10 protein-coding genes and 1 pseudogene are annotated in these 16,741 nt (G+C 51.3%); 1 reads left to right on the forward strand and 10 read right to left on the reverse strand.

From position 1 onward, the window contains the following. Nucleotides 1-16: 16 nt before the first annotated feature. Entirely contained in the window at nucleotides 17-1,066 is a 1,050-nt protein-coding gene (locus EV294_RS09005; protein WP_132305985.1) for an NAD(P)-dependent alcohol dehydrogenase, read from the reverse strand. A 220-nt stretch (nucleotides 1,067-1,286) separates the two neighbouring features. Here EV294_RS09005 and EV294_RS09010 point away from each other — a divergent pair, with 220 nt between their 5' ends. Beyond that, nucleotides 1,287-1,844: a TetR/AcrR family transcriptional regulator gene (locus EV294_RS09010; protein WP_132305987.1), complete on the forward strand. Its 558-nt coding sequence runs from the start codon at nucleotides 1,287-1,289 to the stop codon at nucleotides 1,842-1,844. A 69-nt stretch (nucleotides 1,845-1,913) separates the two neighbouring features. Here the strand turns inward: EV294_RS09010 and EV294_RS09015 are convergent, their stop codons facing one another. The 9 genes and pseudogenes from EV294_RS09015 to EV294_RS09055 all read right to left on the reverse strand — a co-directional run bounded on the left by EV294_RS09015 (nucleotide 1,914) and on the right by EV294_RS09055 (nucleotide 16,477). Continuing rightward, the gene (locus EV294_RS09015; RefSeq protein ID WP_132305989.1) at nucleotides 1,914-2,630 is read right to left on the reverse strand and encodes a 3-ketoacyl-ACP reductase; all 717 of its coding nucleotides are present in this window, start codon (nucleotides 2,628-2,630) and stop codon (nucleotides 1,914-1,916) included. A 201-nt stretch (nucleotides 2,631-2,831) separates the two neighbouring features. Continuing rightward, on the reverse strand, nucleotides 2,832-3,785 hold the full coding sequence (gene mraY, locus EV294_RS09020) for a phospho-N-acetylmuramoyl-pentapeptide-transferase (RefSeq protein WP_132305991.1): 954 nt from the start codon (nucleotides 3,783-3,785) through the stop codon (nucleotides 2,832-2,834). A 209-nt stretch (nucleotides 3,786-3,994) separates the two neighbouring features. After that, nucleotides 3,995-4,465: an NTTRR-F1 domain gene (locus EV294_RS09025; protein ID WP_165930627.1), complete on the reverse strand. Its 471-nt coding sequence runs from the start codon at nucleotides 4,463-4,465 to the stop codon at nucleotides 3,995-3,997. 175 nt (nucleotides 4,466-4,640) lie between these two features. Then, nucleotides 4,641-5,465 (reverse strand): carbohydrate ABC transporter permease, encoded by an 825-nt coding sequence (locus tag EV294_RS09030; RefSeq protein WP_132305995.1) that lies wholly within the window; start codon nucleotides 5,463-5,465, stop codon nucleotides 4,641-4,643. Beyond that, complete coding sequence (locus tag EV294_RS09035; RefSeq protein ID WP_132305997.1) at nucleotides 5,462-6,352, reverse strand: carbohydrate ABC transporter permease; 891 nt, start codon at nucleotides 6,350-6,352, stop codon at nucleotides 5,462-5,464. The genes EV294_RS09030 and EV294_RS09035 overlap by 4 nt, the downstream gene beginning before the upstream one ends. A 96-nt stretch (nucleotides 6,353-6,448) precedes the next feature. Next, nucleotides 6,449-7,796 (reverse strand): annotated as a pseudogene (locus tag EV294_RS09040) (ABC transporter substrate-binding protein). A gap of 159 nt (nucleotides 7,797-7,955) precedes the next feature. Further along, nucleotides 7,956-9,026 carry a helix-turn-helix domain-containing protein gene (locus EV294_RS09045; protein WP_132305999.1) on the reverse strand — a complete coding sequence of 357 codons (1,071 nt, stop codon included), beginning with the start codon at nucleotides 9,024-9,026 and terminating at the stop codon, nucleotides 7,956-7,958. Beyond that, nucleotides 9,023-10,816 carry a sensor histidine kinase gene (locus EV294_RS09050; RefSeq protein WP_165930628.1) on the reverse strand — a complete coding sequence of 598 codons (1,794 nt, stop codon included), beginning with the start codon at nucleotides 10,814-10,816 and terminating at the stop codon, nucleotides 9,023-9,025. Before EV294_RS09050 ends, EV294_RS09045 begins: the two co-directional genes overlap by 4 nt. A 342-nt stretch (nucleotides 10,817-11,158) precedes the next feature. After that, nucleotides 11,159-16,477: an S-layer homology domain-containing protein gene (locus tag EV294_RS09055; protein WP_132306003.1), complete on the reverse strand. Its 5,319-nt coding sequence runs from the start codon at nucleotides 16,475-16,477 to the stop codon at nucleotides 11,159-11,161. Nucleotides 16,478-16,741: the final 264 nt, after the last annotated feature.

Consider the following 16,741-nt stretch of genomic DNA (forward strand, 5'->3'; position numbering starts at 1 on the left):
CTGTTTAATATAAGCTTTACTCGTTCATCATCGTGCCGATATCAATCACAAAACGGTACCGGACATCCGAAGCCAATACGCGCTCCCAAGCTTCATCAATCCGATTGGCCGAAATAACTTCAATTTCGGGAGTAATATTATGTTCAGCGCAAAAGTCCAGCATCTCCTGCGTTTCGCGGATTCCGCCGATTGACGAACCGGCAAACGAACGGCGCTGAGGGATCAGCGAGAATACTTGAACCGGCAGCGGCTCCGACGGAGCGCCAACATTAACCAAAGTACCGTCCACGGCCAGGAGCGAAAGGTACGCATTGATATCGATCTTCGCGCTTACCGTATTTACGATAAGGTCAAACGAACCGCTCAATTGCTTGAACGTCTCCGGATCGCTTGTCGCATAGTAATGATCCGCGCCAAGCTGCAAACCGTCTTCTTTTTTCTTCAGGGATTGCGATAACACCGTTACCTCTGCCTCCATGGCATGAGCAAGCTTCACGGCCATATGTCCGAGGCCGCCAAGTCCAACAACAGCGACCTTTTTGCCGGGACCGGCCCCCCAATGGCGCAGCGGCGAGTACGTTGTTATGCCTGCGCACAGAAGAGGAGCCGCAGCGTCAAGCGCCAACGCGTCGGGAATTTTAACCACGAACTCTTCTTTTACGACGATATGCGTAGAATATCCGCCTTGCGTATATTGCCCGTATCGGTCGATAGAGCCATAAGTGCCGGTCATTCCTTCCAGGCAATACTGCTCTTCCCCCTTGTGGCAGTTTGCGCATTTCCCGCAGGAATCAACCATGCAGCCTACTCCCACCCGGTCGCCAACGTTATGCCTGGTTACCTCCGAACCAACCTTCGCGACGATCCCGGCAATCTCGTGCCCGGGAACAAAAGGATATTGAACGGGTCCCCATTCGCCCCTGGCCGAGTGGATATCGGAGTGGCAAATTCCGGCATACTTAATTTCAATGAGGACATCGTGAGGCTGAAGCTCCCTGCGTTCGATAGCCATCAATTGAAATGAACCTTCCGAACTAAATGTTGCGCGTGCATTTACTGTAATCATGTTTAACCTCCCGGTAGATTGGATTCATGTGAAATTGGTATTTAAAAACAAAACATTCAACATGAACTGGATAAACAAAAATAATTGTTTAATCAACTCATGTTCATTATTATATAGCTTAGAGAACCGCATTCAATGGTTAAAAAATCGGGATATGTTGATATATCAACATATAAACCAAAAATGTTAATTATCTTGCAAAGGCCAGGTGACTATTGTCATGCCCAAAGTAGATCGGAGAATTCTAAAAACGCAGGAATCCTTAAAATCCGCGGTTATCGATCTAATGTCCGAAAAAAGCTTCGACGAAATTACGATTCAGGATATCGCGGACCGGGCAAATCTAAACCGCGGAACGATATACCTGCACTATCAGGACAAATACGACTTATTGGATAAACTCATTGAAACGCATCTGAACGAATTGGGAGAAATGGATAAATGGGCATGCGAAATGGCTTGGACCGATGCCTTGGTGCCTTATTTTAAATATTTCGAGGAAAATTATTTGTTTTTCTCCACTATGCTGGCGAGCAAAGAAGCAAAAGGCGCTCCTTCGTCCTTCAGAACCCGGCTTCTCGACTCTTTTATGGAGGGCTTTAAAGGCGAGATTGACAGAGAAAGCAACAGAAATGCGGATTTAAGCGATGAAGTTATGCTGCAATACGCCGGCACGGCCTATGTAGGGATAATTGAGTGGTGGATCAGGAATGGAATGCCTCATCCGCCGGAAGTTATGGCGAAGCAGGTTGGGGTTCTGCTGGAACGAAGTCTCTAGAAGATTGCAAAGAACATTAAAAAAGCCCCTATCGGGGCTTTTTTAATGTTCTTTCGCTTTGCGCCGGTTTTACGGATTTGTCGACCACAGCCCGGCATGCTTCAATACAACGCGAGGGTGCAGCTTCAATTGCGCGACGATCAAGTCCGCCAAGTCTTCCGGCTGCATAACCTTCTCCGGGTTGCCGTCCGTCAGCTTGAGCTCCAATGCCATATCCGTTGCGACTGTGCTTGGAGTTAACGTCGTTACGCGAATGTTTTTCTTCCGAACCTCAAGCATTAAAGATTCGCTTAACCCAATAACGGCGGCTTTCGATGCGGTATACGCGCTTGTGAGCGGTGCTCCTCTTTGACCCGCCGTGGACGCAATGTTCACGATATCGCCAGTGTTCCGTTCCATCATTTCCGGCAATACCGCGCGGGTGGCGTAGTACACGCCTTTAACGTTGACATCGATAATCTTCGTCCATTCTTCCGGCGTCAGCTCCATAAAGCCGCCGAATTTGCTGATTCCGGCATTGTTAACGAGAATATCGATGGCGCCCAGCTCTCCGCGGATGGATTCGACTGCCGCAGTAACGGAAGCCAGATCGGCCACGTCGGCTGTCGAAACCGCTGTCTTCACGCCGTACGGCTTAAGCTCTTCCGCTACCTTTTGCAAGTTTTCCAGCGAGCGTCCTATTAGTCCGACGTGAATGCCCTCTTGCGCAAACGCAATGGCTGTCGCACGCCCGATACCGCGTCCCGCTCCGGTGATTATTGCTACTTTTCCTGCTACGGATTGCATAGTTCTCGCTCCTTTAATTCCGGTATGTAAAGTTCGCTACACACCATATTTTAGCACAGCCGCACCTGTTTAACGAACCTGATACCGCAGCTTTTGGAATGCTTGTTTTCATGATCCCGGTTGCAGCGCGAAAGACTTTCTTTCGAAACGGTGCATCCTTGGCTAATTTCCTCGAAAGTCTGGCTTGATTTCTCAAGCTCTTCATCGCAGGTACTTCCATAAGATCCAAGAGAGCATTGCGGATATCCAGGATACAAATCCGAAAATCATGACGATCTTATTCTCGCTCCAGCCATATTTCAAGCTGAAATGGTAGTGAATCGGAGCCATCCGGAGTAGTCTTTTTTTCGTTCTCTTGTAATACCAGACCTGCAGCATAACCGAAAGCTGTTCCGCTAAATAGACTGAAAATAATAGCGGAATAAGAATTTCAACCTTTTCGATAACAGCTAGAAAGGTTAGCGAGCCCCCAATCGCAAGCGAGCCGGTATCGCCCATAAAAGCTTTGGCGGGATAAATATTGTACAAGAATAACCCCAGCAGGCAGCCAATCATGACTAACGAGAAGGTCTTGATTTCTGTTTTGTCCGAAATCATAAAGAAGAAAAAATAGGTTGGAATCGAGACGTTAATCAACAGCCCGTCGAGCCCGTCCGTAAAGTTGATCGCATTCGCGGAGCCGACAATAAACAGCATCGCGAGAATCAGGTATACCCACACCGGCAGGTGAATCGCTAAGTCATAAAACAGCAGAATATCGGAGCTCAAATGAAATTGAGTCAATAAAATATACAGTAATAGAATCGTAAACGCAAACTGGAATACCAGCTTTGTTTTCCCCGAAATGCCTGAAGGATCTTGAAAGGCCGCCTTCTTCATATCATCCATAAAGCCTACCAGGCTAAACAGCACAAACGTTGCTCCCAGAAACAGCACAAGCGGACTTGGATAAAAATAGACCGAGGTAAACACGCCGGTCAGCAGAATGAGTCCAGCCATTAGAGGCGTGCCGCGTTTAGCCTGGTGATCCGCCGGCAGCTCAACCCGAATAGGCTGAAGCAGCTTCAGGCTGCGCAGCCCCCATATCAAGACAGGAGTAAACACCGTCACAAAGACAAACGAAATACTTAATGCAACAAGTAACGAAGTATCCACCGCAGTCTCTCTCCCCCAACCGCTTACATGCTTATCCAATATTTTACTCCTGCCTCTTTTCCTCTACAATGACTCGTCAATGATAATTGCATTATAAAAACTTCTACGCAAATAAAAAGGGAAGAACAGGACGCACCTGTTTCTTCCCTTTTTGCTTGCGCGGCCCTGTTTAGGACAGGATGCATGTCGCATTTGATTTAGCAAGATATTCAAAGACTGTTGAGCAGCTGGACATCATCGACGAGCAGGTCCGCCGAATTAGCCAGCAAACCGGTCGTAATGAAAATTTGAGCCACGGTCGCTCCCGGGAAGGCAGGTTCCACATTGAAGTAGGCGGTCTTCCAGTTATTCGCCGTGCCGTCCGGCAGACGGGAAGGAATCGTGGCTAAAAGTCCCGTATTCTGATAGACGAGCCCGGTCGTGAAGTAAAAGACCCCGATAATGACGGACGGTCCGAGACCGGAGCCGTTCTTCGACAGCGAGACCATCAGCTCGAAGTTGTTGCTGTCGGGTACGCTAACGAGCTTATAGATATAGGAGCCGGACGTCCCTCCCGCAACCTGTGCGGAGTTCGAGCCGGTCTGGCTGTAGGTCGAGTTGAGAGTTACTGTCCCGGAGGTCACCCACCCCGTAAGTCCCGATTCGAATCCGCTGTTCGCGACGTAATTTATGATACTCATCGCCTGTTTCCCCCTCATAGATGGATTGTGAAGCTATCTCATTCTATGAGGGCTTGTTCGCCTTGGTTCTTCCAATGGCCTGTCCGGAGGCCCATTTCATAGAGTTACAAGAAAGAAATTTTCCGCATCATTCTTGTTTATTCAGGGCTTTCTCTTTGTATTTGCATCATTCGTTTTACCCTTTGACCGCCCCTTCGGTAATGCCTTGGATGATCCACCGCTGGAAAAACGCGAAGATCAGGACGATCGGAATGGACGAAAGAATCAGCGATGCAAGAATCAGCGCCCAGTCCCGGCTGTATTTGCCGAAGAACATATTGATCGTCAATACGAGCGTATACTGGCGATAATCGTTCAACAGCAGCACCGGCAGCAGGAAGTCGTTCCACAGCCAGAGTAGATTCAGCACAACGATGGTAAACGTGATCGGCAAGAGCAACGGAAAAATGATCAGGAAGAACCCTTTCCATTCGCCGCAGCCGTCCATGCTGGCCGATTCGTCCAGCTCCCGGGGAATGCCTTTAACGAAACCGTGATAGAGGAAAATGGCCATGTTGACGCCAAGCCCCGCGCATACGACACCGAGACCAAACGGTGAACCCTGAAGCCCGAGATCGCGGGCCATCTTCGTCAGCGTAACCATGATCGTCTGAAACGGAATGAGCATGGACGCTACGAACAGCATGAAGATCCAGCTGCTGAGACGGCTTCGCGTGCGCGACAGCTTATAACCAGCCAGGGAACTGCACGCAACGATGCCGACTATGCCCGTTACGGTCACAACGACGGTATTCCAGCCGCTTCGGAGCATATTTGCCTTCTTGAAGGCATCGGTGTAATTATCCAGTTTCCATGCTGACGGCAAACCTAACACGGAGTTGTATACCTCGCCTTCCGTCTTGAACGAATTGACGATGGCCATATAGATGGGAAAGAGGAAGTAAACAGCCAGTACCGCAAGCACGAACCAGGCCAGAACCGGATAGAGTCGTCTGCTCATGCTTCCACCTCGCGCTTCTTCATGACCGACACTTGAATCATGGTGATGACGAGAATAATCAGAAATAGAATGATCGCTTTGGCGCTGGCATAGCCGTATCGGTTGTTTCCTTGGTACGCTTCCTCGAGAATGTTCATCGTAATAACCTGCGTTCCCCGTCCCGGGCCTCCGCCGGTTAAGGCGTAGACCAGATCATATACCTTAAACGAGCTGTTTAAGGTCAAGAAGATGCAGATCGTCAGCGCGTGGGCGATTAACGGCAGCGTGATGTACCGGAGCATACGGAAAGGCGTCGCCCCGTCGATGATGGCCGCTTCCTTCAGATGCGAGGGAATCCCCTGGATCGCCGACATGTAAATCAACATCAGAGTGCCGACCCCGCCCCATAAGGACACTAGCAGAATCGACCAGAAGGATACCTGGGGATCGCCAAGCCAGGACAGATCGAGGAATTTAAATACGGCGTATTCGGATAGGGCCGGAATAACCTTCGAGAAGACGAATACCCACATAAACGTACTGATAATGACGCTGATCATGTTCGGCATAAAGAAAATGGTCCGGAACAGCCCTTTGCCCCGCGTACGGGATTCGATGAGCATCGCCAGCAGCAGGGCGAGTACGTTCTGGAAGACGACCGCGAAGATTACGTACTTGGCGGTGAACCAAATAGCCGAGCGGAAATAGCGGTCATCCCGCAGCGCCTCGACGAAATTTTGAATGCCCACAAAATCGTAGGTCTTGTTCAGTCCGTTCCAATCCGTGAAGCTGTAGTAAGAGCCTTGGAGCATCGGAATAACCAGAAAAAGCAGATAAAGCACGAAGGCGGGCAGCACGAACAAAATGAGCGACAAGGTCGCTTTAGCTTTATAGCGTCGGCTCGTCATGATTGCATTCACTCCTTGGGAAGACATAGCCTGCTCCCGCCTGACCCAAGGGGCCTTGCGGAAACAGGATACGCTCGTTTTGATCCTGGCTTCGAGTTACTTGGCGGCTGCCGCGTTAGCTTCCTTCCATGCCTTGTCCAATTGCTTGATAACGTCTTCCTTGGACAGCTTCTTGTCAAAGTAGGATTGCAGCGCTTTGCCCGACTCGTCTTTAACCGCGGATGGAATCGCAGGGTCCCTGTAGGATTGGCCTTTGTTCACGTAAACGGCGGCGTCTTCTACCCAAGGGTAAGGTTTAAAGGTATGGTTCTTGGAAACCGGATTGAATTTCAGGCTTTGGTACAGATCGTTTGATGCTTGGTCGTCGAGAATGAAGTTGAGCAGGTCGATCGCGACCTCCTTGTTCTTGCTGGTCGGGGGCACGGACAGTGCCGTAGACACGGATACGTTAATGCGCAGCGAAGCCGGATCGTCGTTAATCGGCAGCGGCGCGACGCCGAATTCTGCCTTGTCATTCATTTTCAGGATGCTGTCCGCATCCCACGGGCCTTGCACCCACATTGCCGCTTTGCCATTCGCGAAATCGGCAGCGCCATCGTCGTTGCCTTTCTCGAATGCCCGATCCGTGCCATTCGCGTTGACAAGATCAATGATGTCGAACATTTCCTTAATGTCGGCGAAGCTGCCTTGGTCAGTGTTCATTTTATCCATGAAGTCCGGGTGGCTGCTGTTGACGAGCCCGCCTACCGTCAGCGGCAGGAACAATTGCGGAATCCAGCTTTCCTTGTAGCTGAGCAGGAACGGCGTCACCTTGTTGTCCTTCAGCTTCTGCACAACCGCTTTCATTTCGGTCAGCGTGTTAGGCGGCGTGATGCCGAGATCGCTAAAAATCTTCTTGTTATACAGGTAGCCCCACGACAAACTTTCCATAGGCACCGCAACGACCTTGCCGTCCATGGAAACGAGCTCCTTGATGCCGTCGATAAGCTTGCCCGCCAGCGGCTGGTCGGACAAGTCCGTCAAATAGCCGGCCTTGTAGGAAGGTAGGCATATCATTGCCCGCATGAAGGCTGAATACATCGGGTACGTCACCCGTGGCGAGACGGGTTTTCAAGATTTGAGGAGCGTTGTCCGCGCCCGGATACTCGGAGTTGAACGTGACTTCAATGTTTTTCTCGGCCTTCTCTTTCTCCGCGAATTTCTCGAAATAGCCGTCGAACTGGTCGCGGAATCGGTCTAGACCGCCGAGGAAGATCTTCAGCTCTACTTTCTTCGGAGCTCCCGAAGGTTTGTTGTCGGCCGCCGTATTTGAAGGAGCATCATTCGCCCCGCTTGCTTGCGTGTTCCCGGCTCCCTCTCCGTTATCCGAGTTGCCTCCACCGGAGCAGGCTGCCGTTAGTCCCAATATTGTAACCGCTGTCAAGATCGAAATCGTTTTCTTCATTTCAAGACCTCCCTAAGTATGGATAACGCTTACATCATGAGTATAACGGGAGACAGCACCTTTGGCATTGGACCGCATTTGCGTGATTTTATGGACGATATTGATATTAGAAGGTTGATCGATGCGCTATATGACCCTGTCCGGCCTACCAGTTCGCCATCACGGCTCCTCCGTTTCCCGTCTCGCCTGCGCAGGCGTTATACCCGTCACTTTTTTGAAAATGCGGTGAAAATAGGTCAGGTCGGAATAACCAACCGCTTCCGCCGCGCTTTTGATCGAAACGGAGGACCGCAGCAGCCGGTTAGCCTCTTCAACCCGCTTCATAACGATGTAGTCCATGACCGTTGAGCCTGTCGCCTGCTTGAATGTCCGCGCCAGATGCTCCTTGCTGACGAAGTAGAGGCTCGCGATCGACTCCAGCGTAATCGGCTCCGCGTACGAACGGTTGAGGAACTGGCGGATATGCTCGATATCGAGACGATGCTTGCTTTGGCGCGACTGAATCGTCTGCTCCAATACCGCTCCGTACGAGGAGCGGAGCATGCCGATCCACTGCTCGAGCGGCGTGAAATCGGTGACGAAGAACGATGCTGCCTGCTCCGGAAGCGCCGTGGCGGAATCGATGCCGGCTTTCGCCATCAGTTCGTCCAGCAGCAGCATGAAATGCTTGTAAAGTAAATGATGCAGACCCGGGGCGGGCGTTGCCTGCGATCCCAGCAGTGCTTCAAGCGCCTCGAACGACTCGCGGACAGCCTCGGCCCGCAGCTCCTGAAACTGCCGCGAGATCTGCTCCTTATATTCGGTCACGACGTTCATGACGTCCTTGTTCATGGGCTGCGCGGCATGAAGGCCCCGTGCGATTCGCAGCTCCGATACAGCCTTTTCCAGCGCCCGGTTCAATTCCTCCGCCTGCACGGGCTTCAGGATATATTCATCCACTCTGGAGAGAATCGCTTGCTTCGTGTACGCGAAATCGTCGAAGCCGCTGATGACGATTTTCCTTATGAAGGGATAATCCACCGTCAGCTTCTTCAGCAGCTCCGCGCCGTCCATACCGCGCATTCGCATGTCCGTGATCACGATGTCCGGATGGATCTGATCGATAATCCGCAGCCCGCTTAATCCCTCTTCCGCTTCTTCCACCTGATTAATCCCGAATCGTTCCCAATCCGCGAGCCGCTTAATGCTGTCGCGCGTCCAGAATTCATCGTCGATGATAACCGCCTTCATGTCTTCTCCCCCTCTTCGTGTGCGGGAATGAGCAGCTTAACGGTTGTTCCCGCCTTCCATTCACTTGAGATAAACAGTCCGTATTCGTCGCCGAACAGCAGCTTAATCCGAGCGTTGACGTTGCTTATCCCCATACTTTCTCCGTTCTCCTGCCCGTCCGCGGGCTGGCTGAGCTGACGGCGGATATCGGCCAGTCGCGATTCTTCGATGCCTATTCCGTTGTCGGCGATGCTGATTTCAATCTCGTCCAGCACCTTCTCTACCCGAATCGTTATCGACCAGGCATCCATTTTCCCCTCCAGCCCGTGAAAGAAGCAGTTCTCCACGATCGGCTGAAGCGAGAATTTCGGAATTGTGCAGCCCAGGCATTCCTCGTCCGCGTCGATCCGAACCTCGATCATGCTCTGGAAGCGCAGCTTTTGGATCTGCAGGTAGTTCCGCGCATGCTCCAGCTCGTCCGCGACCGTAACGAGGTCCGATTTCATTCGGATCGTATAACGGAACAAATCGCTAATCGCTCGGACATGCTCATTGATCTCCGGTACGTTCCTGGACAACGCGATGCCTCCGATTGCCTGCAGCGCGTTATGCAAAAAATGCGGATTGATCTGCGCCTGCATCGCTTTTACCTGAGCCGTTCGTTTCTCAATCGTGGCCTTGTACTCCGTCTGGATCAGCTCTTTGATCCGGCCAAGCATCGAATTGAACCGGCGCTCCAGCGTGCCGATCTCGTCGCTTCTCGGTTCCCGGATGTCCACCTCAAAATTTTGAATTTCGACGGCCTTCATCGACTGCGTAAGTCTAATGATCGGCCGGGTCGTGATGTACGCGATCAGCACCGAAGCCGCAATCGCGACGATCGCGAACGCCAGCGCCGTGATCAGGCTGAAATTCAGCGTTGAAGACGCTCCTTCGGTTACGTATTCCATCGGAATAAATTTTACGATCCAGACTTGTCCCGACACGCTTGGCTGATAGAACAGGAAGCCCCGCTTCGATTCCTTATAGCCTTGACCGCCGGGTCCGGCAAGTGCCGCCTTCACCGTCTCCGGTTCGGTGGCGATCCGTTCGGAATACGGATTGTACATGACGTTGCCGTCCGCATCCGCCACGAACACCTCGCTGTTCGACTCCGAGTGGACCATGTCGAGCACGCTGTTCATCATTTTCCACCGCACCTCGAGCTTGACGCCCCCTAGCACCTCCCGGTCCGGGAACCGGTTCATGCTCCTTACAATGGAGAAGGTGTTCTTCCCGTTGTTAAGCAATAAATTCAAGCTCTCGTGCGACCGCCCGATCGCCCCCCAATCCACCTGCGGCGTCTTCAAACGATCGGTCGAGATACCCGCGTCCTTATCGACGACGTAGAGGCGATTTTGAGATTTCAGATACAGCGCAACCTGCGCAATGTTCTTGTTGTTGGCGCTGTACAACGACTTCAGCCTGTCGATCGTATATTGGTTTACGAACGAAGGCGTGCCCTCGCTCTGAACCGCGCCGTCGTTCGCGTTCGGGAACAACGTGCTGTCAAGAAGAAGCGAATAGGAAACTGCCTGCAGCTGATCGAATTTCTCGTCGAAATATTTAGCCGCCCATTCCATCCGGGATTCATTCGACCGGATGACCTCCGAGGCGAGCGAATGCTTGGTCGTCTTCGTGGCGAACAGCGTGACGAGCGACAGCGGCAGCACGGCGATCAGCACCATGAGCAGCATAAGCTTGTACCGAAGGCTGATTTGAAACGGGCGGACGATTCCCCGCAAAGCATGATTGACCCACTTGATCCTCATCGGCATCCCCTCTTGTACGTATGATGGCATCTACAGTTTGACCTCGGCCTCGCCAAGTTGTCAACGCTTTCATTATTCGAGACTCCGCATCCCGCAAAACATCCAAAAAGCGCAGCATCGCCGAATTCACGGTAGATAGCCTTTCGCTCCATGAATCTCTACACCGTCAAACGCTAAAAAATCCGTCTGATTGCTTCTCCGAATTTCTTGTTTAAATCCTCGATTCCGGAATCCAGTAGCTAGTAAACTTGCAAAAACGATCACTCCCCGGCAGCCGAAATGCCGGAAAGCGATCGTTTATTGTTTGTGTCTTCGTATGAACTTGCAACGACTTAATTCATTTTACTTTTCCATGGCTTTGAGCAAGGTCGCTAGCATCTTAGCCGCTTCTCCTCTAGATGCGCTTTTCTCTGGGGAGAATTGATTATTAGGCATGCCGCTTACAATCCCGGCTTGCTGCGCCTTTTTCACAGCCTCGCGCGCATAGGAGGAAATAGTGGCTTCGTCCTTGAAATGAACGGGCTGGGCGTTGGTCTCCAAGGTGTATCCGAGCAAGTCGGACAGTCGTACAAGAATAACCGCCATTTGTTCCCTCGAAATTTTCTCGTTGGGAGCAAAAACATTTGGTTTTACTCCAAGCACGATGCTATTCTTCTTCGCCCATTCAACGTAAGGCGAGTACCAGGCGTCCGGCCTGACGTCCGCGAACGAGCTGTTCGTGAACCCGGACACGTCCGCTCCGGCCGCTCCGGCGATCAACTTGACGAATTCACCGCGCGTGATCGTGTTATTCGGCAGGAACTGGCTGTCGTTAACGCCGCTTATCATGTCCTTGCCAACCAGATAATAGATGTCCGCTTTGGCCCAGTGAGCGTCGGCGTCTTTGAAATCCAAGATCTTCTGCGACGTTAGCACGTACTCGACCGACGTCGAGGAAGTGAAAGGAATCGCTACGTTTCCGTTTTCGTCGGCGGTAAGCTCGGATACGAGCACAGGCGCTTGATCGGCGGAATTTACCGCGTAGAAGAAGAGCTTTTTGCCTGCTTGATCTTTGCTCGTCGGGATTTCAAGCGTCATTTTCCCCGGAAGTGCTCCGTTCTGATTGAGAGACAAGCCCATAACGACTTTCTTTCTATTCAGTTGAACAGGGGTCGAAACCTTCCCTACGGGAGCTTGATTTTTGACGTTAACGCCTAAGTCTGCGTCAGCGTTAGGATTCGTGATGTCCGCGCCAATGACTTTCCATTTGTAGCCGTTGCCCGCGAACGTCATCGTTGCGTTCTTGTCTTTCGCGAGTTCCGCGAAGACGCCGGCTTTCACGACGCTGTCCTTAGTCAAATCGACATCCGGTTTAGTCGCGACCGGACCGCCATTGTCTGGAGCCGGAGGCGTAATCGGCTTGGCAACGATTTTCGCGATGGCCGTCGCCTTCAATCCGCTGAACGTAACCGTGATCTCTTCGTCGCCCTCGGCATCTGCGAGGATGACTCCGGCATCTTGCATGTGTGCCTTTCCGTTCTTGAAGCTGAAGGTAACGTCCTTCGCGTCAAGGGCGTAAACCGCGCCGTAAGCGTTAGTCGCTTTGATCGTCGGGATGAACGTACCGCCCACTTGAGTGGATTCAGGAACGTACAAGTTCAGCTTGACAGGCGTGACGTCCGTAGGCTTGACCGTCTCGACCGTGACGGAGCTGGCTTTTCCTCCGGAAACTCCCGTAATAACCGCGGAACCGCTGGACTTGGATGTGACTGCGCCATTCTCGTCCACGGAAGCGACCGCTTCATTACTCGAGCTCCACTTGATTCCGACCAGATCGTGATTGTTAATTTGGGTCACATAATTGGCAGGATACTCTCGGAAATCGCCGAACATATCCAATTGGACCTTGGAACCAATAACCGCACTCATCTTATTGCCGATGATGGCTTCGTTTTTAATGTACGTTTTCGTGAGAAGCGGGTCGTAAGTAAATTTCATCTTGCCGTCGGTAAGCGTTATTTTGCCGCTTCCCAACATATCCCCGTCTCCGTGCGAGACATAGGTTTTATCCGCGCCATTGCCGGTGATGATGTATTTTACTCCGTCTACGTCCCATGTTTGAAGCGTATGAAGGTGTCCGAACAAACTGTAAATCTCGGTGTCCGGATGGGCCTTTTTATACTCGCCGAGAATAGATTCGTATCTCTTCGCATCCTCTGCGTCCATTTGGTGAGCCGTACCGAACGAATCCCTTGTAATAACATGGTCGAATACGAGCACGTTCTTCTTCGTGTTTTTGGCTAGAACGTCCTCCAGCCAATGGAACTGGGTGGAATCCGATTCGGTAATGCTTTGAATATAAGCCGAATTCAACATAATGATCTGCGTGTCTCCGTATTCGAAATGCTGCGTCGGAGAACCGAATTTCTTGTAAAAGATGTCGAGCGTGTTCTTAAAGGCCTCATGGTTGCCCGCGAGCACGAAGAACGGCTTGGCACCGAACAGCTTGGTGAAATCGTCCGCCTGATCGTACTGCAATTGCGAGCCGTCGTCGACGATGTCGCCCATGTGCATGACCAAGGAAGTATCGTCGGCTGCCGCGCGGCTAAACAGCTTTTGGGTAAAAGCGTTGCCTTGCGTATCCGGAATAACCGAGATGCTGAAGTTATGGCCGTCCGCAGGCTGGGCGACGGCTTCGAGCGTCAATTCATCCTTATAGGTTGGCATGGCATTCCCCGCATTATCCCGGGCATTGATGCTTAAGGTATAGTCGCCATTCGCCAAGTTGCTTGCCGGTTCGGCATAGCCCCAACCCGTGTTGGCATCGTAATACACAGGCAGCTCGATATCATTCATCCTAACGGAAATGCTCGCCGGATCCACTTGCGATTTGCTATCCAACAGCTTGAACGTTACCCTAGGCGTCGGAATTTTCACCTTGACATCTTTCGTCGGCGTTACGTCCGTCATCGTCGGAGCTTCTTCGTCCGGCGTCAAATCCACATGGTACGTTTTATCGATCCAAGGAACGGACTGGTTGCCTGCTCCGTCCTTTGCTTCAACGTATACCCTGTAATCCCCTTGAACCAGATTTTCCAGCTTGAAGCTGAGACGACCCGTATCTTTGTCGTAAGTATAAGTCTGAGGCGCGTCGTTCACTTTGACGATAATGCTGTCCTCTTTCACGCCCGAGAGGTTATCGGTTATCGTCGTCGAGAAATCAAGGGTGCTGTCGAACCAGCCGTCCGACGATGGGAGCGTATTGGTGAATACGGGACCGCTGATGTCTTGAACGTCGTCGGTATAAATAAATTTCATATCGTCGAAATAGATCGAACCGGAATAGTTAGGCTTCGTTTTCGTTGTCTCGGCCATGTACACGTAATTCAGCCGTATCGGCAACGCCCAGCCTTGAGGAATATTGAGTTCGAGATATTTCCAGCCTACCCAATCGATATCTTGGGTTTCGGTAGTCAGATCGAGCGTTTTGTTCGTGTTGGTACCGTCTTTAAAGATGACCCTGAGCCAAGGAGCTTTGCCGTCTCCGTATACCCAAATCCCAAACTTCTTCGGATAGATATCGGTTTTATAGGATTTATCCATCGAATCGGCAAGGTCATCGCTCCAATTGGGGCTCTTATACCAATGCGGAATCCAATTCAAAGTGCCGTTTGCGGCTTTACTCCAATTGGCCATGTCGTAATCCATTTTAAAGCTTCGGTCTCCCGAATGCTTGATGGTCGTTGAGAAACTGAAATAAGGGCTGCTTGCGGCATTCGTATTCGCAGGATAGGCTGTTCCGCTATAATGGTAACCTTGAATCGGGTAGTTGCTCGGATGGATTCCGACACTGTCCGAAACGGTATCGAAGTTGTCGATGATCTGCTCTTTGGGTCCGACCGTGACATTGGTCGTTATCGTATACGATCCGAACGTTGCGGTAAGCGTGCCCGTGCCGCCGTTCTCGTTCGTCGTGACGAGACCGCTTGCGTCTACGTCCCCGATGCCTCCGGAAAGGCTCCAAGTCGCGACGGAAGGATCAATGTACACCTGATTTCCGGATCCGTCGACCGCGGTGAATCCAAACTGCTTCTTCTCATTGTTCATCATAACCACGTTATTGCTGGTAAAGGCGGCATTGTTGACGGTATCCACGACCGTTACCTTTGCGCTGCCTTTCACCCCGTCCACCGTCGCGGTTACTTCCCCTGCACCGATTCCTGCATTCGCGACATAATGGCCGGCCGGGTCGACGCTTCCGATGGTCGATGCCCAAGCGGCGGGACCGTTGCCGCTGGAGATGGGATTGCCGAATTCATCAGCCAAACGATAGGAGAAATCGTATTTCGAGCCGGTATAGAGCGTCACATTCTTGTCGACGACCACGTTGCCGACCGTCGCGCCTTTCGTCGCCGTGCTAACGAATAACAAGGAGCTGGAAACGAGTCTGGATCCGTTGACATCGCCAGGATGGCTTATCGTTACCGGACGATCGCTGCCGGCTTGGCGCACGATCATCTCCGTTGAACCGCCGCCGTCCAGATTAAGCGCATTGACCGCTCCCGCTTCTTGCAAATATTTCGCAAGATCGTCAAGACTTGTCCCGATGCTGCCGGTATAACTGGAACTTGGTTTGTCTACGGTAACCGCGATTAAGCTTCCGTCCGCCTTCATGCCCAATGCCGTATGGGCGTTGGGAGCCGTATCTCCGGTCGACAGCGCTACGCCGTCACGCACCAGCCAGGTGTTAAAGGTAATTGACGTCACGATATCATTGTTCATCCTATCGTTGTTGTTCGCATCTTTGCCTGCGTACAAATCGTATTTAAAGCTAACCTCGGCGTTGGTTTGCAACGCCTCGACGATCGGTTTCGATGTGCCTACGCCTTCCAGAACGACGGAGTCGTCGGGAATATCGAAGCCTTCCGTGGAAGTTACGTTAACGACGGTACCCGTGTAATCCTGCCCCGGATGAACGCCGTCGAAATTGCCGTTGACGCGAATCAACGCAAAAGCCGATTTGCCTCTGTCGGCAGCGTAGTTATGCGTCATTTTACGCGTTTTCGTAATTTTGCTCGTGTGGATGACCAAACCGTTCGTCACTTTTTGGTTTCGGTTAAGCAGATTTACGTCGTACTGGGCCCCCGCAACCGAGATTTTGCCTTCCGCATGAATTTGGTTAATTCCCGGCTTATTTGCGTTGTCCATGTAAAAGCTGGTGCGATAATTCGTTGCATTTTCGTCTGGCGCCTGGCTGATAATCAGCTCGCCGTCCTTCATCATCAGCCCAAGCGGACTTCCGGAGGCAGGATCGATATCGTAAAAATCGCCGTCGATACCGGCAATGACTTGATTGCCTTTCAACATTTCCCGGTTTGCCTGGTCGCCGATCGTTTCCACGGCGCTTATAGTGTCGTACGCCTTGGCAGTGATGATCCTCGTATTCGAATCAGCCGGGTTAATATCCAGACGGTTAACGACTACTCGATTGTTCTCTTTATAGTAGTTACTGTACTCCTCCGAGGTAAAGTGGACGCCGGAGGAAATTTTCTCGCTTTTCAGGACATTTACGCCTGGCGGAGCTGCATTGGCTGTGAAAGCGCCAATATTGGATAAGTTCAATACCGTTGCGAGTGCCAGCACCATCGCCGGCAACTTTTTGTTTCTTATAAACCTTCTCATGATGACTCTCCTCTTATTTCGAATAAATGATTGTTTTGTGCAGGCCTCCTTAGATCAGCAATTTATTTTATCGATGAAACATTATCCAAACTCGAGAGTAAATCGCGCTTTTTGTTAAAACTTTCATATGTTATTGTAAATTTCCACATGGTTATAGATCTCGTGCTGCTTAGGTTCATTAAAGTGCTCAATATGATATTAAACAATCAATAGCGTTGGAGCCGGACGAAAGGTTTTAATAAATCTTTAAGATTTTCAACTGCT

The organism is Paenibacillus sp. BK033 (assembly GCF_004345425.1).
Taxonomy (GTDB): domain Bacteria; phylum Bacillota; class Bacilli; order Paenibacillales; family Paenibacillaceae; genus Pristimantibacillus.